Source organism: Caenimonas koreensis DSM 17982 (genome assembly GCF_009646335.1).
Lineage (GTDB): Bacteria > Pseudomonadota > Gammaproteobacteria > Burkholderiales > Burkholderiaceae_C > Ramlibacter > Ramlibacter koreensis.
In genome coordinates, this window is sequence record NZ_WJBU01000012.1 from 1 (window position 1) to 18,501 (window position 18,501).

General features: G+C 63.8%; 18 protein-coding genes. 11 read left to right on the plus strand and 7 right to left on the minus strand.

Going from position 1 to position 18,501, the window contains the following annotated elements; all coding sequences use genetic code 11:
• The coding region (locus GHT07_RS21320; protein WP_194792934.1) for a hypothetical protein at nt 1-529 on the plus strand (529 nt) is incomplete at its 5' end.
• Nucleotides 530-614: 85 nt separating this feature from the next.
• Here GHT07_RS21320 and GHT07_RS13275 read toward each other — a convergent pair.
• Genes GHT07_RS13275 through GHT07_RS13285 form a run of 3 tightly spaced genes read right to left on the minus strand, consistent with a single transcriptional unit; the run spans nt 615 to nt 3,577 of the window.
• Entirely contained in the window at nt 615-1,865 is a 1,251-nt protein-coding gene (locus tag GHT07_RS13275) for a lanthionine synthetase C family protein (RefSeq protein WP_153585584.1), read from the minus strand.
• A 2-nt stretch (nt 1,866-1,867) separates the two neighbouring features.
• Entirely contained in the window at nt 1,868-3,058 is a 1,191-nt protein-coding gene (locus GHT07_RS13280; RefSeq protein ID WP_153585585.1) for a lipase family alpha/beta hydrolase, read from the minus strand.
• A 54-nt stretch (nt 3,059-3,112) separates the two neighbouring features.
• On the minus strand, nt 3,113-3,577 hold the full coding sequence (locus GHT07_RS13285; protein ID WP_228488340.1) for a glycine zipper 2TM domain-containing protein: 465 nt from the start codon (nt 3,575-3,577) through the stop codon (nt 3,113-3,115).
• Between the two features lie 206 nt (nt 3,578-3,783).
• Between GHT07_RS13285 and GHT07_RS13290 the strand changes: the two genes are divergently transcribed.
• Together GHT07_RS13290 and GHT07_RS13295 are read left to right on the plus strand one after the other, a co-directional pair.
• Nucleotides 3,784-4,482, plus strand: coding sequence for a hypothetical protein (locus tag GHT07_RS13290; protein WP_153585587.1), 699 nt, complete (start codon nt 3,784-3,786; stop codon nt 4,480-4,482).
• A gap of 149 nt (nt 4,483-4,631) precedes the next feature.
• Nucleotides 4,632-5,243: a TMEM175 family protein gene (locus tag GHT07_RS13295; RefSeq protein ID WP_153585588.1), complete on the plus strand. Its 612-nt coding sequence runs from the start codon at nt 4,632-4,634 to the stop codon at nt 5,241-5,243.
• Between the two features lie 16 nt (nt 5,244-5,259).
• Here GHT07_RS13295 and GHT07_RS13300 read toward each other — a convergent pair whose 3' ends face one another.
• Nucleotides 5,260-6,252, minus strand: coding sequence for a tetratricopeptide repeat protein (locus tag GHT07_RS13300; protein WP_153585589.1), 993 nt, complete (start codon nt 6,250-6,252; stop codon nt 5,260-5,262).
• A gap of 92 nt (nt 6,253-6,344) precedes the next feature.
• On the opposite strand from GHT07_RS13300, the gene GHT07_RS13305 reads away from it, so the two are divergent.
• The 6 genes from GHT07_RS13305 (at nt 6,345) to GHT07_RS13330 (ending at nt 12,407) form a co-directional block, all read left to right on the plus strand.
• Nucleotides 6,345-7,100, plus strand: coding sequence for a YecA/YgfB family protein (locus tag GHT07_RS13305; RefSeq protein WP_153585590.1), 756 nt, complete (start codon nt 6,345-6,347; stop codon nt 7,098-7,100).
• Nucleotides 7,101-7,106: 6 nt separating this feature from the next.
• Nucleotides 7,107-7,634, plus strand: coding sequence for a M48 metallopeptidase family protein (locus tag GHT07_RS13310; protein ID WP_153585591.1), 528 nt, complete (start codon nt 7,107-7,109; stop codon nt 7,632-7,634).
• Between the two features lie 12 nt (nt 7,635-7,646).
• Nucleotides 7,647-8,666 carry an RNA methyltransferase gene (locus GHT07_RS13315; RefSeq protein ID WP_153585592.1) on the plus strand — a complete coding sequence of 340 codons (1,020 nt, stop codon included), beginning with the start codon at nt 7,647-7,649 and terminating at the stop codon, nt 8,664-8,666.
• Between the two features lie 93 nt (nt 8,667-8,759).
• Nucleotides 8,760-10,943, plus strand: a complete 2,184-nt coding sequence (katG, locus tag GHT07_RS13320; protein ID WP_153585593.1) for a catalase/peroxidase HPI — start codon at nt 8,760-8,762, stop codon at nt 10,941-10,943.
• Nucleotides 10,943-11,542: a M15 family metallopeptidase gene (locus GHT07_RS13325; protein WP_153585594.1), complete on the plus strand. Its 600-nt coding sequence runs from the start codon at nt 10,943-10,945 to the stop codon at nt 11,540-11,542. The genes katG and GHT07_RS13325 overlap by 1 nt, the downstream gene beginning before the upstream one ends.
• A gap of 16 nt (nt 11,543-11,558) precedes the next feature.
• Complete coding sequence (locus GHT07_RS13330; protein WP_153585595.1) at nt 11,559-12,407, plus strand: PA4780 family RIO1-like protein kinase; 849 nt, start codon at nt 11,559-11,561, stop codon at nt 12,405-12,407.
• Between the two features lie 26 nt (nt 12,408-12,433).
• Here GHT07_RS13330 and GHT07_RS13335 read toward each other — a convergent pair whose 3' ends face one another.
• Entirely contained in the window at nt 12,434-12,904 is a 471-nt protein-coding gene (locus tag GHT07_RS13335; RefSeq protein ID WP_153585596.1) for a hypothetical protein, read from the minus strand.
• A 123-nt stretch (nt 12,905-13,027) separates the two neighbouring features.
• On the opposite strand from GHT07_RS13335, the gene GHT07_RS13340 reads away from it, so the two are divergent.
• Both GHT07_RS13340 and GHT07_RS13345 read left to right on the plus strand, forming a co-directional pair.
• Entirely contained in the window at nt 13,028-14,026 is a 999-nt protein-coding gene (locus GHT07_RS13340) for an AAA family ATPase (protein ID WP_153585597.1), read from the plus strand.
• 216 nt (nt 14,027-14,242) lie between these two features.
• Entirely contained in the window at nt 14,243-16,543 is a 2,301-nt protein-coding gene (locus GHT07_RS13345; RefSeq protein WP_323740930.1) for a S8 family peptidase, read from the plus strand.
• 101 nt (nt 16,544-16,644) lie between these two features.
• Here GHT07_RS13345 and GHT07_RS13350 read toward each other — a convergent pair whose 3' ends face one another.
• Nucleotides 16,645-17,994, minus strand: coding sequence for a GAF domain-containing protein (locus GHT07_RS13350; protein ID WP_153585599.1), 1,350 nt, complete (start codon nt 17,992-17,994; stop codon nt 16,645-16,647).
• Nucleotides 17,991-18,467, minus strand: coding sequence for a hypothetical protein (locus GHT07_RS13355; RefSeq protein ID WP_153585600.1), 477 nt, complete (start codon nt 18,465-18,467; stop codon nt 17,991-17,993). The genes GHT07_RS13350 and GHT07_RS13355 overlap by 4 nt, the downstream gene beginning before the upstream one ends.
• Between the last annotated feature and the right edge of the window lie 34 nt (nt 18,468-18,501).

Below are 18,501 nucleotides of genomic sequence, written 5' to 3' on the forward strand. Positions count from 1 at the left end.
CAATCTGCCTCAGCGCCTCCAGCTTGAATTCGAGCGTGTACCTCGCCCTCGGCTTCTTACCCATTTGTCGTTTCTCCTTGCCAAATTACACCTCAGCAAGGAATCCGTTTTTCGGGGGCAAGGTCAGTCAGATTTGCAGTTTGCTGACCTCAAGAACAGGCTAAGGAAGTTCCCAAAGACCCCATTCGACATGTTCGCCGGCTCGTCCTCTAGTGTCGAAGTTAACGAGTTGGTAGCTAGGGTTGCCTCTGCTTTGGAGGATGCTGGCTGGATTTGGAAGCCGTCAAAAAACGGGGATTTCGCGCTGAGTATTCCGGGGAAACCAGAGGTCGCACTACTCGTTTCGACGGGAATACACATTGAGATCGCCGAGTCGCAGCGAGGTGCATTAGAGGGTGCTGCCGTCGCATTGCGCGATGGGCTAGTCGCGAATGGTCTGAAGGTGTCGGCGGTAATCATTCCTGATGCCGAGATACGCCCGAACTTCGATAAGTCCTGTATCCATGTGGTAATAGGCGGCAAGCAATAGCTAGCGGCTAGAGGACTAGCGCCAGCGCGCAAAGCGGCCCTACCCGAGAGAATCCAGCCTGTCGGTTCGCTCTGTCAAGTAGTGCTTAATCGCCATAAGCAGTGAGTCGCCAAAAGACATCCAGCGTCCCAAACTCACTGTCCCCCGCCACACAACTCGCCAGGAACATCGCAACGCCGAGGTCGCCTGTCCACAGCGTGTGCCAGCCCTGGCCGTGCTTGATGCGTCCGGCTTCGACTTGCTCGATGGCATGCATCGCAAACGCGCGTGCCCGATCAAGCCATATCGCATCGCCCGTGCGCGCCCAGAGCTTGAGCAGCGCATAACCATTGCCAGCAGTGCCATGGCACAGCCCGGCGCCTTTGCTCAGCGGCCCGGCGCGCCAGGTGAGCTCAGCGGCTTGCGTCAGCATCGCGTCCCATTCAGGCGTGCGCGGCACGGACGCGAGCCGCACTACGATGCCTGCGCTGCCGTGGCAATCCTGTACCAGTGGCAGCTTGCCCGCCACGGCCGCCGCATCGTGCACGGGGTGCCAGTTGATGCAGCCGTCGCCGCGCAGCGCTAGCGCGTCCAGCGTTTCGTAGGCGCGTTGCGTGAACGTGCTGACGAGATCGGCGGGCAGCAACCCCGACGCGCGCAGCACTGCGAACACATTGCCCGCCAGGCCATGACCGCCGCCGAGGAAGCATCTCACGCGGCCGTACATGTCCTGCTGCCAGACCCACGCGCCAATCGAGGCATCCAATTCCATTTGCTGCAACAGCAGGCGCGCAGCGCGTTCGAGCAGCTGTGCCCAGCGCGCTTGCCCCGTCGCTTCTGCCATGAAGATCGCCGCGAGCATCGTGCCCGGCGAGCCCCAGAGTTGTTCGCGCGTCGGGTGCTCCATGTTGCCTTCGACCATCGCGAACAGGCGGTCGGCGACGTCTTTGTCTGGCCGCGACATGAACTGCAGCAGCAACAGGCCGGAGTCGCCGATCAGGAATGACGCAACCCGGTCGGGCGGGCGTTGCGGGTCGGCATTGCGCTCGACAAGCGTCGCGATGGTCGCCGCGAAATCGATGGAGGGCGCGGGCACGAAGCCGCGCTGCGCCAGCCGCTGGATCGCCCAGATCGCGCCGCCTGCGCCGCAGTACAGCATCGCGAATCGCTCATCGGGCCTTTCAGGATCGTCGCGCGGGTGGGTGGGCCACAGCCCATCTGGCGTGAAAGCGGCCAGCGCTGCATCGACGATGCGCGTGATGGCCGCGCGTGCAGCTGCTTCGCTCCATGGCGTTGTGGTCACTGGCGAGTGACGTGCGGGGTCAAACAATCCGGCGGGTGCAGTTGTGGGGATCATGTTCAAGCCCTCTCATCCGCCAGCCACTTGCGAAGCTTTCGATACACCGCATCGCTCGACAGCAAGTCAAGGTGATTCACACCCGCCGCCACCCACGTGCGCGACGCTGGAATGCCCAGGTTGCGCGTCGTCTTCTCGTGCCGCCCCAGCGCACTCTCGACCGACACAAGCCCATCGCCTCGCCATTCGCCTTGCGCATTGCGCCCCAGCGTTCCGGCAATCGCGTAGCAAGTCACGCCGCGCGGCAGCGGCACCATCGTGCGTGTGTCGCGCTGCACGAAGCGGCCGTCGGCCCAGTCGATGTCCAGCAGGTTGCCGTGGCGCAGGTCGGTGATGCCTTCGCTGCGCAGGCCCGACAGCCGCGTGAACGGCGCGACATAAGGGCTCACGCCCAGCCCGCGGTGCAGCCAGTTGCCGCCGCGCTCCAGCGCCGCACCCTGCTGCGGCGAGCCCAGGAACACCAGCTTGCGCAGCAGCGCCGGCCACTTCATGCCGGCGGCCGTTGCCTGTTCGATCGCGCTGCGCGCCACGAGCCCGCCCATGCTGTGGCCAATGATGGTGAAGCTGTCGATGGCAACGGGCCACGCGTCGAGCGTTTCTTCAAGCAACGCGGCCAGCGACGCGCCATTCGACGAGATGTGGCGGCCCGTGTTGTAGCGCAGGTAAAAGGGGTTGAAGCCAAGCGATGCAGCCAGCGCCTGGCCGTGGTCATGGCCGTCGCGCGTCCATTGCTGGTCGTTCATGCACAGGCCGTGAATGAGCAGCAGCGGCTTCGCGCCTGCGGGGCTGCGCCGCGCGATCTGCATCTGGATGGCGAGCGGGTTGTTCGTGCGTTCGAGGTGGTCACCCATCACGCCGTTGAGCGCGCTCACGATCGCGTCGCGCTGCGGCATCGAAGGGCTGTCATCGCGGGTGACGCTGGCTTGGCCCGGCAGGGCCGTGATGAGTTTTTCTGCGCCTGCGATGGCGGCGTCCAGGCTCGCGCCGACGAGATTCGTCGTGCCGTGGATCGAGCGGTACACCAGCCCTGGAATCCCGCCCAACTGCCGCTCGTCATGCCGGCCCACTGGCGGCGCGACGCGCACGACGCTGCCGTGAACGCCTTCGACGATGCGCGTCACACCCTTCACGCCATCGACTGCGAGGCGAATGCCGCCGCGCAGCTCGTTCAGGAAACGGGGAGCCTTGGCCATGCGGCCCAGTGTGCCAGAGCGCCGTGGCGACTGGCCGGGCCGCTTCGCCGCTCTTTAGCCGCGATTGGCGTTGGGGTTGGTGCTGCGCAGGTGCGCCGACTGTCCGTCGACGACGACGCGCGAGCCGCGTGCGAGCGCCGTGCGCTGCTCGATGGTGCGCATGCTGCCGTCGTTCATGCGGATACGCATGACGTACGCCGTGTAGTGGTTGCGGTTCTTCTCGATCTGGTGGCCCGCGTACGCGCCGCCTGCAACACCAACCACAGTCGCTGCCGCGCGGCCATTGCCGTGGCCGACCTGGTTGCCGAGCAGGCCGCCGACGACACCGCCGATGGCCATGCCTGGCGTGACCTGCGTGCCGGCGATGCCATTCGTGCCGCCGTTGCGTTGCACGGCCTTGACCGATTGCACCGTGCCGCAGTTGTTGCAGTCGTTGCCTTGTGCCTGAGCTGCCAGGGGTGCAACCAGCGTGATCGCAGCCAGTGTGGCAGTGGCAAGGGAAATGGAAGTGAATTTCATGGTGACCTTTCGTGTTTTTTCAGGGACTGGCCCGAAGCTCATGCATAGGTTAAGCGAGCGTCGAACTGATCCGTGTAGGCCGAAAGGTCGTTTACATGTGGTCACCGGCAATCTGGCGGCGCCAGGTCCACCGCAAAGGCCGTTCGTCAGGCAGCATCGCGATATGAACCAGATTCTTCATTTCCTCACTTGGTGCGCGGCGCCCCATGCGTAGCGCCATCGACTTCGCCAGCTGGCAATCCGTTGCCACGTCGCTGCTCGGGCTGGCGCTTGTCACGCTGATCATGGTTGGCCTGCGGCTGGTCGTGATGCAGACAGTGCAGCGGCGGCGCGAGCGCGAAAACCGCCAGATCAACGAGCGCCTGCGCACGCTCATCGCGGCGTACAAGACGCTTGGCGGGTCCTTCACTGGCGACTTGACGGTGGACCCCGCGCATCTGCGCACCCAGACGCTGGAGTCTCGCGAGAGCCGTGACGGCGAGGGCAACATTTCGATCACGGTGAAGGGCGAGCGGCGCCGGCGTATCCGCGACAACGTGGAAGCATCACTGTCGGACGTGATCCTGCTGGGCAACACCGAGCATGTCCGTCTGGCGGTTGCTGCGGCGAACGACCTGGTGGCCGGGCGCAAGGTAGAGACGGGCGAGCTGGTCGTCTCGCTGCGCAACTTCATTCGCGAAGCGCTCGACCTGGAGCCGTTGCCCGAGTTGGCGATTCCGATGCAAGGGCCGACGCGGCCCGTTGCCGGTGGCGGTCGTGGCGGTGGACGGGGCCCGCGCGGCGAGGTTGATCGATCAGGTGGTGGCGGACGCAGTGGTGGTGCTGCTGGTGGCGGCCAATCGGTGGGTGGTGGCGGCGCCAGTGCGGGGCTGTTGATCGATCATTCGAGCGATCAACGCAGCTGAAGGCGAGTGCCGGGTACAGCAGGCCCGCTTGCACGAGCGCCGCGTGCCCCCACCCCAACCCTCCCCCAGAGGGGGAGGGGGCACGTGCAGGTTGACCGGGTGGGGGCTTGCCGATACCGTCAGGGCTGTCTTTCCCACACTTAGTCACCATGCACAAGCACCGCCTGGACGCGCTCACCGACGGCATCTTCGCCGTGGCCATGACCCTGCTCGTCATCGACCTGAAGCTGCCCGAGACGGCGGCGCACATGACAACAGAAGCCATCCTGCAGGGCCTGGCCGACCTGCTTCCCAAACTGATTTCCTGGGTGATCAGCTTCCTGGTGCTGGCGCTCTTCTGGTGGGGCCATAGCCGCGCCTTTCACTACGTGCGGCAAATCGACGGCAAGCTGGTGCTGATCAACCTGCTCTTCCTGGGCGCTGCGAGTTTCATGCCGTTCGCGTCGTCGCTCAGTGGCGGGCACGGCAGCCACTTTCCGGCGCAGGTCGTTTACTCGGCCACCATGGCGCTCAATGCGCTTGCGGCGCTGGCCTTGTGGCGCTACGTGTTCCGCCACCCCGAGCTGTGCGAGCCGGCGATGCCGCTGGACGCGTATCGCGCAGCCAAGCTGCGCATCGGCCTGTTGATCTTCATCAGCATTCTGGCCTGCGTGATCGCCTGGTGGATTCCAGCCGCAGGCAACACGGCTTTCATGCTGATGATGCTGACGCGGCCGTTGTCGCGCTTGCTGCTGGGCAAGCAGGCACCGCTGGTGGCCTAGGGCTTGTCAAAAGGCGTCAGCTGTCCCAGCTGCCGCCATCCGCGCCGCCGCCATCGAAGCCGCCGCCGCTGCCACCGTCGTCCCAGGAGCCCCCATCGGTGATGCCGAAGTTGTCGGGCAGGCTGGCACCGGCGCGCGATTCGTCGATTGCACCAAAGCCTGCGTCATCCGCCAGCGTCGAATGGCTGGCAGAGCCGGCGGTGTTGCCCGGCGCGCCCGAGCGATGCGACTCGTGATCGCCCATGATGCGGCGGCCGATCTCCTGCGCTGCGAGTGCGCCAGCACCCACGGCAAGGCCCGTTGCGAGGCCGCCCATCACGCGCCCGCCCAGGCCGCTGCCCTGCGGCTGGCCATAAGCAGGCGGCGCGCCATAGCCGGGCTGGGTGCCGTAGGCAGGTGGTGTACCGTACCCCGGCTGGTTGCCATAAGCTGCCTGCGTGCCGAACTCGGGCTGGCGCCCCCAGGCGTTGTCGGGCATCGGTGCCACGGGCGCTGCGTTGGCGGCGTTCGCCGCATTGCCCTGCGCACGTGAGCGCATCACGTAGGCGACCACGATCGCCACCATGCCTGCGATCAGCAGCATTCCCCACGGGAATGAGGGCGCCGGCCGCGGCGATTCACGCGGTGCAACCGTGGCAGGCGCATCGACCATCTTCGGCGTGCGTGCAGCCGCTTGCGGCGCTGCCAGCCGCGAGCGCAGCGCCTGCACTGCTTCAGGCCTGGCGAAGGGCAGGCCCGGTGCAATCGACTCTGCCTTGGCGAGGGATTCGCGCGCGTCATCGCGATGGCCCTGCGCCGCGTCGAGCTCGGCCATCACGAAATGGGCCTTGGCGCTCTTGGGGTGGTGGCGCAGCACTTCCTGCGTCATCTGCCGCGCCTTGTCGAGCTGGCCGGCCTGCGCGGTCTCGTAGATCTGCTTGATCGTTGGCTCGCCCTGTGCAGACGCAAAGGCGGCAAATGTCATGGCCAGCAGTGCGACCAGCATGACTTTGAGTTGGCGGATGAACATGTCTGAGTGCTCCTTGGCGGCTTTGCCCTAGCCAAGATGCGCCCCCGGGCAGCGATTGCAAGTCACAATTTGCACATTCACACAGTCTTCACATGACGACAGAACACCCTGCACCGCTGACCCCCGAAGACTTCGACGCGCAAGACGCCGAGCTTGACGCCATGCGCGTGAATGACGACGAGATCCCCCAGTGGGAATTCTGCGAGGGCTTCCTGGCAGCGCTGGTCTGCTCGCGCCGCGTGATCGCGCCCGAAGAGTACTGGGAGGTGTTGCTGAGCGAGCAGTTCCAGCCGATGCAGCACATGGAATTCGTGTTGCGCTGGCGCCGCCGCTGGGCCGAGGTGGAGGCAGCGCTCGACGCGCCTGTGCAAACGCTGGAAGACGAGCGCGCCTACATCCCTGAAGTGCTCGATACGCGTGGTGCCGTGATGTCGTTGCCCGAAGAAGAGCGCGGCGATACGGACCTTGCCAGCTTGCCCGCCTACGCACAAGTCTGGGCGCTGGGCTTCATGTACGCGGTGGAGGCGTGGCCGCAAGACTGGGAGCCGCCGCGCGATGCAGACGCTGCACGCATGCTCGACGTGTCGCTCAGCCAGATCGTCACGCTCACCGAAGACGACACTGCCAAGCCCGCGTTCTCGATGTTTGCCGAAGACGGCCCGCCGAGCGTGAGCGCGTTGCGTATGGAGCAATTCCATGAGGCCGTGTGGGGTGTGTACGACCTGCGCCAGCTCTGGAAAAGCCTGGGCCCGCGCGTCGAGCCCATGCGCAAAGAGGCCGGGCCGGGCCGCAACGACCCGTGCCCGTGCGGCAGCGGCAAGAAGTACAAGAAGTGTCACGGGGCTTGAACCGCAATGTCTGCAGAGCTTCGCCTTCCGTACCTGCAGGGTTATGCGCCTGAGCTGCTCGCACAAGTACGCGGGCTGATCGCGTCTGGCCGCCTTGCGCAGACGGTGGCAAAGCGCCACAGCGAGACGCATGAGGTGCGCACCGAGCGCGCGCTCTACGACTACGTGAACGAGCTCAAGTCGCGCCACATGCGCAGCGCGCCGCCGCTGTCGAAGGTGGCCTACGACGCCAAGCTGCATATCGTGAAGAACGCGTTGGGCACGCACAGCGCTGTCTCGCGCGTGCAGGGCAGCAAGCTCAAGGCCAAGCGCGAAATCCGCATTGCGTCGGTGTTCAAGGAAGCGCCAGCGGACTTCCTGCGGATGATCGTCGTGCACGAGCTTGCGCACCTGAAGGAGCGCGATCACGACAAGGCGTTTTACGCGCTGTGCCAGCACATGGCGCCCGACTATCACCAGCTGGAGTTCGACTTGCGGCTGTGGCTCACGGCGCGTGAACTGGTGGCTTCGACTGACGTGACGAATGTGACGTGAGCGGCCCGGCACATGCGCATCTCTGACCTTCGCCAGCAACTGCGCGCCGCCGGCGCGTTGCCCAGACACGAAGCACGCGTGCTGCGGCTATGGGCGCAGGCATTGCCGCAGACGAGCGGCAAGCGGCGCATCGAGCACTTCCTGCCGCAGGCCTTGCGTGAAGCGTTGCCGGGGATCGAATCGCAACTACAGGGCCTTGCGCGCATCGTGTCCACTCACCCGGGGCAAGATGGCTCCGAGCGGCTGCTGGTGGGCCTGGCCGATGGGCAGACTGTCGAGAGTGTTCTTCTGCCGCGCGACGGCCTTTGCATCTCTTCGCAAGTGGGCTGCGCGGTGGGTTGCGTGTTCTGCATGACGGGCCAGGGTGGCCTTGTGCGCCAGGTGGGCAGCGCGGAGATGGTTGCGCAGGTGGTGCTGGCGCGCCAGCGCCGGGCCGTGAAGAAGGTGGTGTTCATGGGCATGGGCGAGCCTGCGCACAACCTGGACAACGTGATCGAGGCGATCGACCTGCTGGGCACGGCGGGCAACATCGGGCACAAGAACATCGTGTTCTCCACCGTGGGCGATCCGCGCGTGTTCGAGCGGCTCGCGCAGCAAACCGTCAAGCCGGCGCTCGCGCTGTCGCTGCACACCACGAACAACGAATTGCGTGAGCGCCTGTTGCCCCGTGCGCCGCGCATGACAGGCGAAGAGATCGTGGAGCGCGGGCAAGCCTATGCGCGCGCAACGGGCTACCCGATCCAGTACCAGTGGACACTGCTCGAAGGCATCAACGACGGTGACGATGAAATTGAAGGCATCGTCCGGCTGCTCGCAGGCAAGTACGGCGTGCTGAACATGATTCCGTACAACACGGTGGAAGGGCTTGACTTCAAGCGGCCCAGCTGGGAGCGCGCTGCAGAAATGGCGCGCGTGCTGCACCGGCGCGGTGTGCTCACCAAGTTGCGGCAGTCTGCGGGGCAAGACGTCGAGGCCGGCTGCGGGCAGCTGAGGGCGCGCGCTGCTCATCAACAGATTTTCTTTGCCGCCTGAGAAAACCTATCTCGCTCATTGACTCAGCCTTTTGACGCAGCGCTGCGCGCTGGGGCACGATGCAGGCCAGTCACAACGTCAATGGAGTTCCCCATGGATTCACAAGCCCAATGCCCGGTCGCCCACAAGCCCAAGCCATCGCGCAATAACGCGAGCTGGTGGCCTGAGGGCCTGAACCTGTCGGTGCTGCACCAGCACTCCGAACTGTCGGACCCGATGGTCCAGGACTTCGACTACAAGAGCGAATTCGCCAAGCTCGACCTGTCTGCTGTTATCAAAGACCTGCACGCACTGATGACCGACTCGCAGGACTGGTGGCCCGCCGACTACGGTCACTACGGCCCGTTCTTCATCCGCATGGCGTGGCACTCTGCGGGCACCTATCGCATCTTTGACGGCCGCGGCGGTGCGCGTTCGGGCGAGCAGCGCTTCGCGCCGCTCAACAGCTGGCCTGACAACGGCAACCTCGACAAGGCGCGCAGGCTGCTCTGGCCGATCAAGCAGAAGTACGGCCGCCAGATCTCGTGGGCCGACCTGATGATTCTTGCGGGCAACGTTGCGCTGGAGTCGATGGGCTTCAAGACATTCGGCTTCGGCGGCGGGCGTGAAGACATCTGGGAGCCGCAAGCCACGGATTGGGGCCCCGAGTCGACCTGGCTGGGTGATGAGCGCTACAGCGGCGAGCGCGAGCTGGCCAACCCGCTGGCTGCCGTGCAGATGGGCCTGATCTACGTGAACCCCGAGGGGCCGAACGGCAAGCCCGACCCGCTTGGCTCTGCGCGTGACATCCGCGACACGTTTGCGCGCATGGCGATGGACGACGAAGAAACCGTCGCGCTGGTCGCAGGCGGCCACACCTTCGGCAAGAGCCATGGCGCAGGCGATGCCAAGCTTGTTGGCGCCGAGCCCGAAGGCGCGAACATCGAAGAGCTGGGCCTGGGCTGGAAGAACGCATTTGAATCCGGCATCGGTGCGCATGCCACCACGAGCGGTATCGAAGGTGCATGGACGGCCACACCGACCCAGTGGGACATGAGTTACTTTGAAACCCTATTCGGCTTCGAATGGGAGCTCACCAGAAGCCCGGCCGGCGCGCAGCAATGGAAGCCGAAGGGCGATGCCGGCCGCAACGTGCCTGACGCGCACATCCCCGGCAAGTTCCACCAGCCCACGATGACCACCGCCGATCTCGCGCTGCGGTTCGACCCCGCATACGAAAAGATTTCGCGCCGCTTCATGCAGGACCCGCAGGCCTTTGCTGATGCGTTTGCTCGCGCCTGGTTCAAGCTGACGCACCGCGACATGGGCCCGAAGGTGCGCTATCTCGGGCCGCTGGTGCCCCAGGAAGACCTGATCTGGCAAGACCCGGTGCCGCCCGCGACGCATCCGCTGATCGACGATGCCGATATCAAGGCGCTGAAGCAGGCCTTGCTGGCTTGCGGCCTGGGCGAGCAGCAGCTCGTGAAAACGGCGTGGGCGTCGGCGTCCACGTTCCGCGGCACGGATTTGCGTGGTGGCGCGAACGGTGCGCGCATCCGGCTCGCGCCGCAAAAAGACTGGGAGGCGAACGAGCCAGCCGAGTTGGCGCAAGTGCTGGGCAAGCTTGAAGGCGTGCAGCAGCAATTCAACAGCACGGCAGCCGGCGGCAAGCAGGTGTCGCTGGCCGACTTGATCGTGCTTGGTGGTTGCGCGGCAGTGGAGGCAGCGGCGCGCAAGGCGGGCCACGACATCACGGTGCCGTTCACGCCGGGGCGCACCGATGCGTCTGCAGACCAGACCGACGCGCATTCATTCGAAGTGCTCGAGCCGGCTGCCGATGGCTTTCGCAACTACGCACGTGCCGATACGCAGGCCGCCGCCGCAAAGGCACTGATCGACCGGGCGGCGCTGCTCACACTCACGGCGCCGGAGATGACAGCGCTGGTGGGCGGCATGCGGGCGATGGGCGTGAATCACGGCGGCACGCAACACGGCATCTTCACGAAGCGGGCCGGCGCGCTCACGCCCGACTTCTTCACCAACCTGCTCGACATGCGCACGGCGTGGAAGAAATCCGAAGCGCAGCCCGGCGTGTTCGAGGGCCACGACCGCAAGAGTGGCGAGCTGCGCTGGACGGCGACGGTGGCTGACCTTGTGTTCGGGTCGAACTCGCAGTTGCGTGCGCTGGCCGAGGTCTACGCATCCAGTGATGGGCAAGCGCAGTTTGTCCATGACTTCATCGCCGCCTGGACAAAGGTGATGAACCTCGACCGGTTCGACGTGACGTATAAGGCCTGATGCGCTGCGAAGACATTGCATCCAACGCCGAGTTCCGGCGTCTTTGCGCGATCGATGATGTGGTGGTGGACCTGCGCTATGCGGGCACCAGCAACTTCGTCGGCCGCGACTTGTACGGCATGCTCGACTGTGCGTGGCTGCATCATCGCGCGGCAACTGGCCTGGAGAAAGCGGTGAAGTGGCTCGCGCGCGAAGCACCGGGGCATCGCGTGCTGGTGCTCGATGCACTGCGGCCCCACCGCGTGCAGTTGCAGCTGTGGGACTTTCTCGAAGGAACGGACCTGCGCCAGTACGTGGCGGACCCTGCGCGCGGCTCGATCCATTCCTTCGGCATGGCGCTGGATGTGACACTGATCGATGCGCAGGGCCGCGAGCTGGACATGGGCAGCGGCTTCGATGAGATGACCGAGCTGTCGCATCCGCGGCTGGATGAGCAGCACCTTGCGTCGGGTGCGCTGACGCCCGCGCAGCATGGCAATCGTGTCTTGTTGCGCAGCGCGATGAACGCCGGCGGCTTCGAGGGCATCGACAACGAGTGGTGGCATTTCGACATGCTGGACCGTGAGCTTGTGCGGCGCACTTACACACGCGTGGAGTGAATCACGACAATAGGGGATGAAAACTCCACCCCGCCTGCAGTCCCTGATGGATGAAGGCCTGATTGATTCAGTCGTGCGGCAGCTGATGAGCGGCAAGGAAGCCGAGGCGTATGTCGTGCGCTGCGGCGATGAAACGCGTTGCGCCAAGGTCTACAAGGAAGCGACGCACCGCAGCTTCCGCCAGGCGGTGGATTACACCGAGAACCGCAGGGTCAAAAATTCGCGGCAGGCCCGCGCAATGGCCAAGGGCACGCGTTTCGGCAGGGCGGCGCAGGAGGCCGCGTGGCAAAGCGCGGAAGTGCAGGCGCTCTACAAGATGGCCGACGCAGGTGTGCGTGTTCCCACCCCCTACAACTTTCACGATGGCGTGTTGTTGATGGAGCTGGTCGTCGATGCGGATGGCGATGCTGCGCCGCGTATCAATGATGTGGAGTTGACGGCTGACGAAGCGCGCTCGCATCACGCCTTCCTGATCAAGGAGGTGGTGCGCATGCTGTGCGCTGGCACGATTCACGGCGATCTTTCCGAGTTCAACGTGCTGCTGGGTGCCGATGGCCCGGTGATCATCGATCTGCCGCAGGCCGTGGACGCTGCGGGCAACAACCACGCGCAGGCGATGCTGCTGCGCGATGTGAACAACCTGCGCGGCTTCTTCGGGCAGTTCGCGCCGGAGTTGCTCAAGACGCACTACGGCGCGGAAATGTGGGATTTGTTCCAGCGCGGCTTGCTGTCGACGGAGACTGTGTTGACTGGAAAGTTTGCGCGCGATGAGCGGGCGGTGGACCTGACGGGTGTGATGCGTGAAGTAGATGACGCGCGGGCGGAGGAGGCTGCGCGTCTGGTTCGGATGAAGACGGGCGCTTAGGCTGCCGTCTGTTCAGGGCGGTGCCGCTAATTCACTTCGATCGCTAACGATGGATAGAGCGCGCGCCAGACACTGATTTGGTCGATGACGTCGGCTGCGTTGATGTCTTGCGAATCGGGTGGGACCGCCACTGTGATGCGCGTGCCTGCTCTTGCGTCGCAGGGCTCGCTGGTTGGGTTGCCGATGGCACTGCCCCACGCGAACGATTGCTTCCATAGCTTGCCGTCGCGGCGCGACTCGACTTGTAGCAACGGCGTAGAGGCCGCAACGATCGACAGGCCCACGCCATGCAATTGCACGGGGCCGTGCGTGTCGCAGATGGTGCCCATCAAGTTCGTGACATAACCATCGCGATGCAAACCCATGCCGCGTCCGTCATCCTGAACGGTGAACGAACGTGGCGTGATCCACACGTCGATGCGCTTCACGTGTCCCTCTTGATGTTCGTGGATGGAATAGGCGAGCAGGGCGCGGGCATAGAGGGTGAAGGAAGACATACGGCAACTATAGAATTTCCAGCCGTGTTCGCTCAGAACCACTAGCTGATGAGGCGCGCGATCTGACCTGCATGAGTCTTTAACTTTGCGGCGACCGCTGAAGTGAGCGACAATTTGACCAACATGGCAACCAGCGACCAGCTCAAAGCATTGCTGCGCTCGCACGCAGAGGGGGACGATCGCCAGTTTTTCTCCGTTGCGATGCAGATGGCGGCGCATGAGGCAAAACAGGGGCATGGCAAGCTGGCGGAGGAGTTGCGTGGCCTGATTGACGCAGCCAAGTCTCGCCGGGCCATTGGCAGCGTGGACGGCCCAGTGCCAATTGCACGCCCTAAGGGCGAGTTGGCGGGGCTCCTGAATGTTTCCTATCCCTCCCGACGGCTGGCTGATATGGTCCTTGCTGAGCCGTTGCTAAGCAGCCTTCAACGCGTGCTCAAGGAGCAGAGGCACCTGTCAAAGCTGCGGTCCCATGGTCTCCATCCCCGCCGCAAACTGTTGCTTGTCGGTCCCTCGGGCACGGGCAAGACCATGACTGCGTCCGCTCTCGCCGGAGAGCTCGGCATTCCTCTCTTTGTCGTGCGTCTTGACGCGCTGATAACCAAGTTCATGGGTGAGACTGCGGCAAAGCTCCGGCAAGTGTTCGACGCCGTCTTGACGACTCGGGGGGTTTACTTCTTCGACGAGTTCGACGCGATCGGTAGCCAGCGTGGCATGGCAAATGACGTCGGGGAGGTCCGGCGAATCCTGAACAGCTTTCTGCTCATGATCGAGCAGGACGAATCGAACAGCCTGATCGTCGCCGCGACAAATCATCCAGATATTCTGGACGAGGCGCTTTTTCGGCGCTTCGATGATGTCATCGAGTACCACGTTCCGTCGACCACCGAGGTCCAGGTACTGCTGCGCATGAGGCTGTCCGGATACATCAAGTCGAAAAAGGATATTGCTGACTTGGCCAAAGATGCGACCGGACTTAGCCACGCAGAAGTCGCGCGCGCCATTGATGACGCATTGAAGGAGGCAGTGATGCACGATGAGCGCGCCATCGCTGCCGAAGGCTTACACATCTTGCTACAGCAACGCCAGTCTGTGCGCCGGCGGACCGCTACCAGCAACGCGTAGTCGCGACCGTCCTGCATGGCTATCGAGGATCATCAGCGTCCACATCTCTTCCCCCACGACACAAGATCGACGGAGGGGTACACGGCCAAAAGCGCCGGCGGAGGTGGCAGACCCGATGCACCTGCCCAACCGCGTGGGCAGCATTCGCAAAATCTTCGCACCCAGCTTGCTGAGATAGCACTTGTTCAACAAGAACGCGTCGGGGAACAGCTGGCAGTGCAAGTTCAAACGGCGATCGGAATCCAGATCGAATTTGAGAGCCAGCACGCCGTCGAGTTTGCGGCGGAAAGCCTTGCTCGTGATAACCAAGGTATCGAGCTCATGAATGTGCGTAAGCGCGGTGACCAAGTGCTCGCTACGGTGTTTGTGCCACAAGGCAAACTGGTCCACTTCGAGAACCTGATCACGGCGTACGCGGAACACCGGACGAACGTGAACGGCGCCCCCCTGGACAACCGGCGTCTAATTGATGCAATCAGAGAAGTCAGGGTTGCCACGTTCGAGTCGCTCTGGACGGATAGCGCCGATGCACTGCCTGCCGATGATGCAGAGGTTGTGTGGTGGGAAGTATGGCTGCCGGGTGGTGAGAGCCGACTGCTTGCCATCGCTGACTTCCGGAAGCTGTGCGAATTTGCGGGTTTGCTGGTGCGCGAGCGAGTGCTTCACTTCCCTGAACGATCCGTCGTGCACATGCATGCCAGCAAGCTTCAGTTGCTGCAGTCTGCACTGGTTCTGAACATGATCGCCGAGTTGCGCCGAGCCAAGACAACTGCAGAGTTCTTCGGCGCGCTACCGCTGGACGAACAGGTTGAGTGGGGCAATGACTTACAAGGGCGTATTGCACCCCAGCACGCAGGCAATTCATATGTAACCCTGTTGGACACGGGCGTAAATCACGGGCACCCATTGCTTGCGCAAATGATTGACAACGTCGACCGTCACAGTGTGGAGCCTGCATGGGGCCCGGACGACGGAGACGGCCACGGGACGGAACTAGCAGGCCTGGCATTGCTCGGCGATCTGGCACCGGCTCTGGCCGACAACGGCGTTTTGTCGGTGCCTCACCGACTGGAGTCCGTGAAGGTACTTCGGTGGGCCGGTGACAACGAGGGAGAGTCGCACGGCGCGATTACCGCAGAAGCGGTCGCACGGGTAGAGGTCACCGCGCCAAACCGTCGACGCGTTTTTGCCATGGCAGTGTCCTCCACGGACGGGCGCGACCGTGGGCGTCCATCGTCCTGGTCCGCCGAGATTGACAGGCTGGCATGCGACTTCGAGGGCCAAGGCGAGAAGCCACGATTATTTGTGCTTTGCGCTGGCAATACCCGAGATCCGAATGTCTGGGGGGACTATCCTGCGGCCCTTTCGACAAACCTTATCCACGACCCTGGGCAGGCGTGGAATGCGCTGACCGTCGGAGCGTATTCGGAGCTCACAATCATCTCCGAACCCTACGGACATCTGTACAACTCAATTGCGGGCGCCGGCGGATTGAGTCCGTTCACGACAACATCCGCGTCCTGGCAAACGAGCTGGCCCTTCAAGCCTGACATCGTCATGGAGGGCGGGAATGCGGCTATCGATGCGGCCGGCTTCACAAGCCAGATGGATAGCCTGTCGCTGCTCACTACCAGCCATGAGCCGCATCAGCGCCTCTTCTCGTTAAGCTGGGCAACAAGCGCAGCAACTGCGCTGGCAGCTGGTATGGCGGCGCGGATTCAAGCCTCGTATCCCGCCTTTTGGCCAGAGACGGTCCGTGCACTGATGGTGCACTCAGCCCGCTGGACGCAGCCGATGCTGGACGCGTACACGCCAAATGGCGTGCGAAACCAAGTCAACATGCGACAGCTACTGAGGCACTGCGGGTACGGGGTTCCGACCCTGGGCCGTGCGCTGTACAGCGCGGCCAACTCCCTTACTCTTATCGTACAAGACGAGCTGCAGCCCTATCACAAAGTTGGCTCTGACATTCGCACGCGCGACATGCATCTGCATGATCTTCCCTGGCCAATTGAACAGCTGCAGGCGTTGGGAGAGATCCAAGTCACGCTCCGCGTCACGTTGTCGTACTTCATCGAGCCGAACCCAGGGGATCGAGGTGGAATCGATAAATACGCCTACCAGTCGCATGCTCTGAGGTTTGCGGTTCGTCGGCCACTTGAAACCGAGATGGCGTTCCGAGGTCGTATCAACGCCCAGGCCGTGGCCGAAGAACACGGACTTCCAGGCAGCAGTGGTGCCGATGCGGGCTGGGCGATTGGCGAGCGAACTCGTGCTCGTGGATCAATACTCAGCGACAGCTGGACTGGTGCGGCTGCCCAGCTCGCGAACAGGGGGCAATTGGCCGTTTTCCCGGCGATGGGATGGTGGCGAAATCGACCACGCCACGGGCGCTTCGACCGCGGCGCCCGCTACTCACTCTTGGTGTCGATCGAAGCGCCGGAAGTGGAGCAAGACCTATATGCAATTGTCGCGCAGCAGATCGGTGTTCCGGTTGCCACCGAGATAGCTGTGTGACACGCTGCGCAGGCTTCGTTGTCTGAAGAATCGCAGATCATTGTGATGAAGGGCACTGCAATAGCGGTCGCTTGGCAGGTCAGGCTTTTGTTTTCTCGTCCTCACCCCTCCCCCATCTCCACACCCCTCGCTACCTCCACCCGAAACCTCCCCCGCCCCGTCTTCTCGATCCGTATATCCGGCCCGAACTCCGCGAGCCGTTTTCTCAGCAACACCAATCGCGCTTCCAGGTTGTCGCTCACGTCGGGCAGCTTGATCGACGGGTCCAGTCGCAGTTCGCGATTTGAGAATTCGGTACGGCCCGACTTCACGTAGTCGGTCATCAACTTCCAGAAAATCGCGCCGGCTACGCCTTTGATCAGATACGCGTCGCCAATGAACACGCTGTCATTGCTGGCGAATCGTCTCAGCTGCAGGGGTGTGCCGCCTGCTGTCGGCTGCACCGCAGGGCCGGCGTCGGTCAGTTCGGTGGGCTCGGCTGCGGTTTGCAGCAACTCAATGGCCGCGCCCAGGTGCCCGGCGATGGCGACGAGCATGTCTTCGTCTTCATAGCCGAACTGCAGGTCTTGTGGGCTCTCCACAAACAGCACGCCGAGCACGCGGTCGCTCGACACGATGGGCACGGCCAGTTGGCTGCGCGGCTGTGCGAGGCCGGGGTAGGGGATTTCGGTGGCCGCGTCCAGGTCGGGCACGTTCGCTTCCAGGCTGCTGCGGATCGCCTGGCTGTACAGCGATGCATTGGTCATGTGCATGATGCGCACCGGCGTGCGTTCGCGGGCAGCAACGCCGATCACGCCTTGCCCCACGCCTATCTCGGAGCCGACGCCCGATCTTGAATAGCCCGAGCTCGCCACGGTGTAGAGGCGCTGGGTGCCGGCATCGAGCATGAGCACCATCGCGTGCGGCACGCTGGCGTTGTCGGTCAGTGTCGCGAGTACGGCGTTCAGCGCTTCGTCGAGCGACGTGCAGCGCGCGAGCCGCTCGCTGGCGCGGCGCACGGCGGTCAACATGCCCCGCCGCGCAGGCGGCTCGGGCAGTGGGTCGCCTTCTACGGGCTCGATCTGCTCGACGGCATACACGTCCGAGCCGAGCAGGCGAAACACGTTCTCCATGCCCGAATGCGAGGCAATGCCCGCCAGCTGCGCCTTCATGCCTTCGAAGAGCGGCCCTTCGGTTTCAGTGCGCAGGTAGCGGATGTGCAGGCGAAAGAATGCTGCCGTCACTGGGTGCAGCAGCAGCAGCGTGGCGCGCGGGTTGGCCAGGATGTTCTGCCGCGTCTTGTTGAAGAACTGGAACGACAGCGCGACGCTACGCTCATCCACGTAGTACACCTGCGAGATGTAGGCGACGTTGGGTGTGCCGTCCGCCGCGCAGGTGGACATCACGGCCGGTATCGCGCCTTCAAGGCACGGGCGGATGTCCGCGAGGCCGGGATCGCGCGTCGGGTTCATCGCAGAGCCACTCCTGCCTGCGGGCCGGGGGTCTGGTCGAATGCCTGTTCAGGCTCGAAGGTGATGGCCACCACGTCGTCGATGCAGTGCGCGAGCATCGCCCGCGTGAGCGGCACGGGGATGTGGATTTGAGCCAGCTCGTGTTCCATCGATGCGAGATAGCGCTCGAATAGGGGCTTGTCTTGCTGCGTGGCGTTGCGCAGCGATGCGCGCGTGGCCTTCACCTGTACCGTGCGATGGGATGCCGGGTGGCTGAATACGACAGCGATGTGCCCGTTGGCGGCGATGTCCTGCACGAGCTGGCGCGACTGGCGCCGCGCGACGAATACGGTGATGGACGTGTTGGTCACATCGCTGGCCAGCGCGCGCATGACGCTCGGCTTCATGGCCGCGTCTCGTGAGGCGACGATGCACGAGACGCCTCGCTTCATCAGCGCGAGAAGGTCGGCAGGAATCATGGTTGGGTTGGCCATGGCGGCAGTGATTGTGTCAGAGGCCCTAAACTTG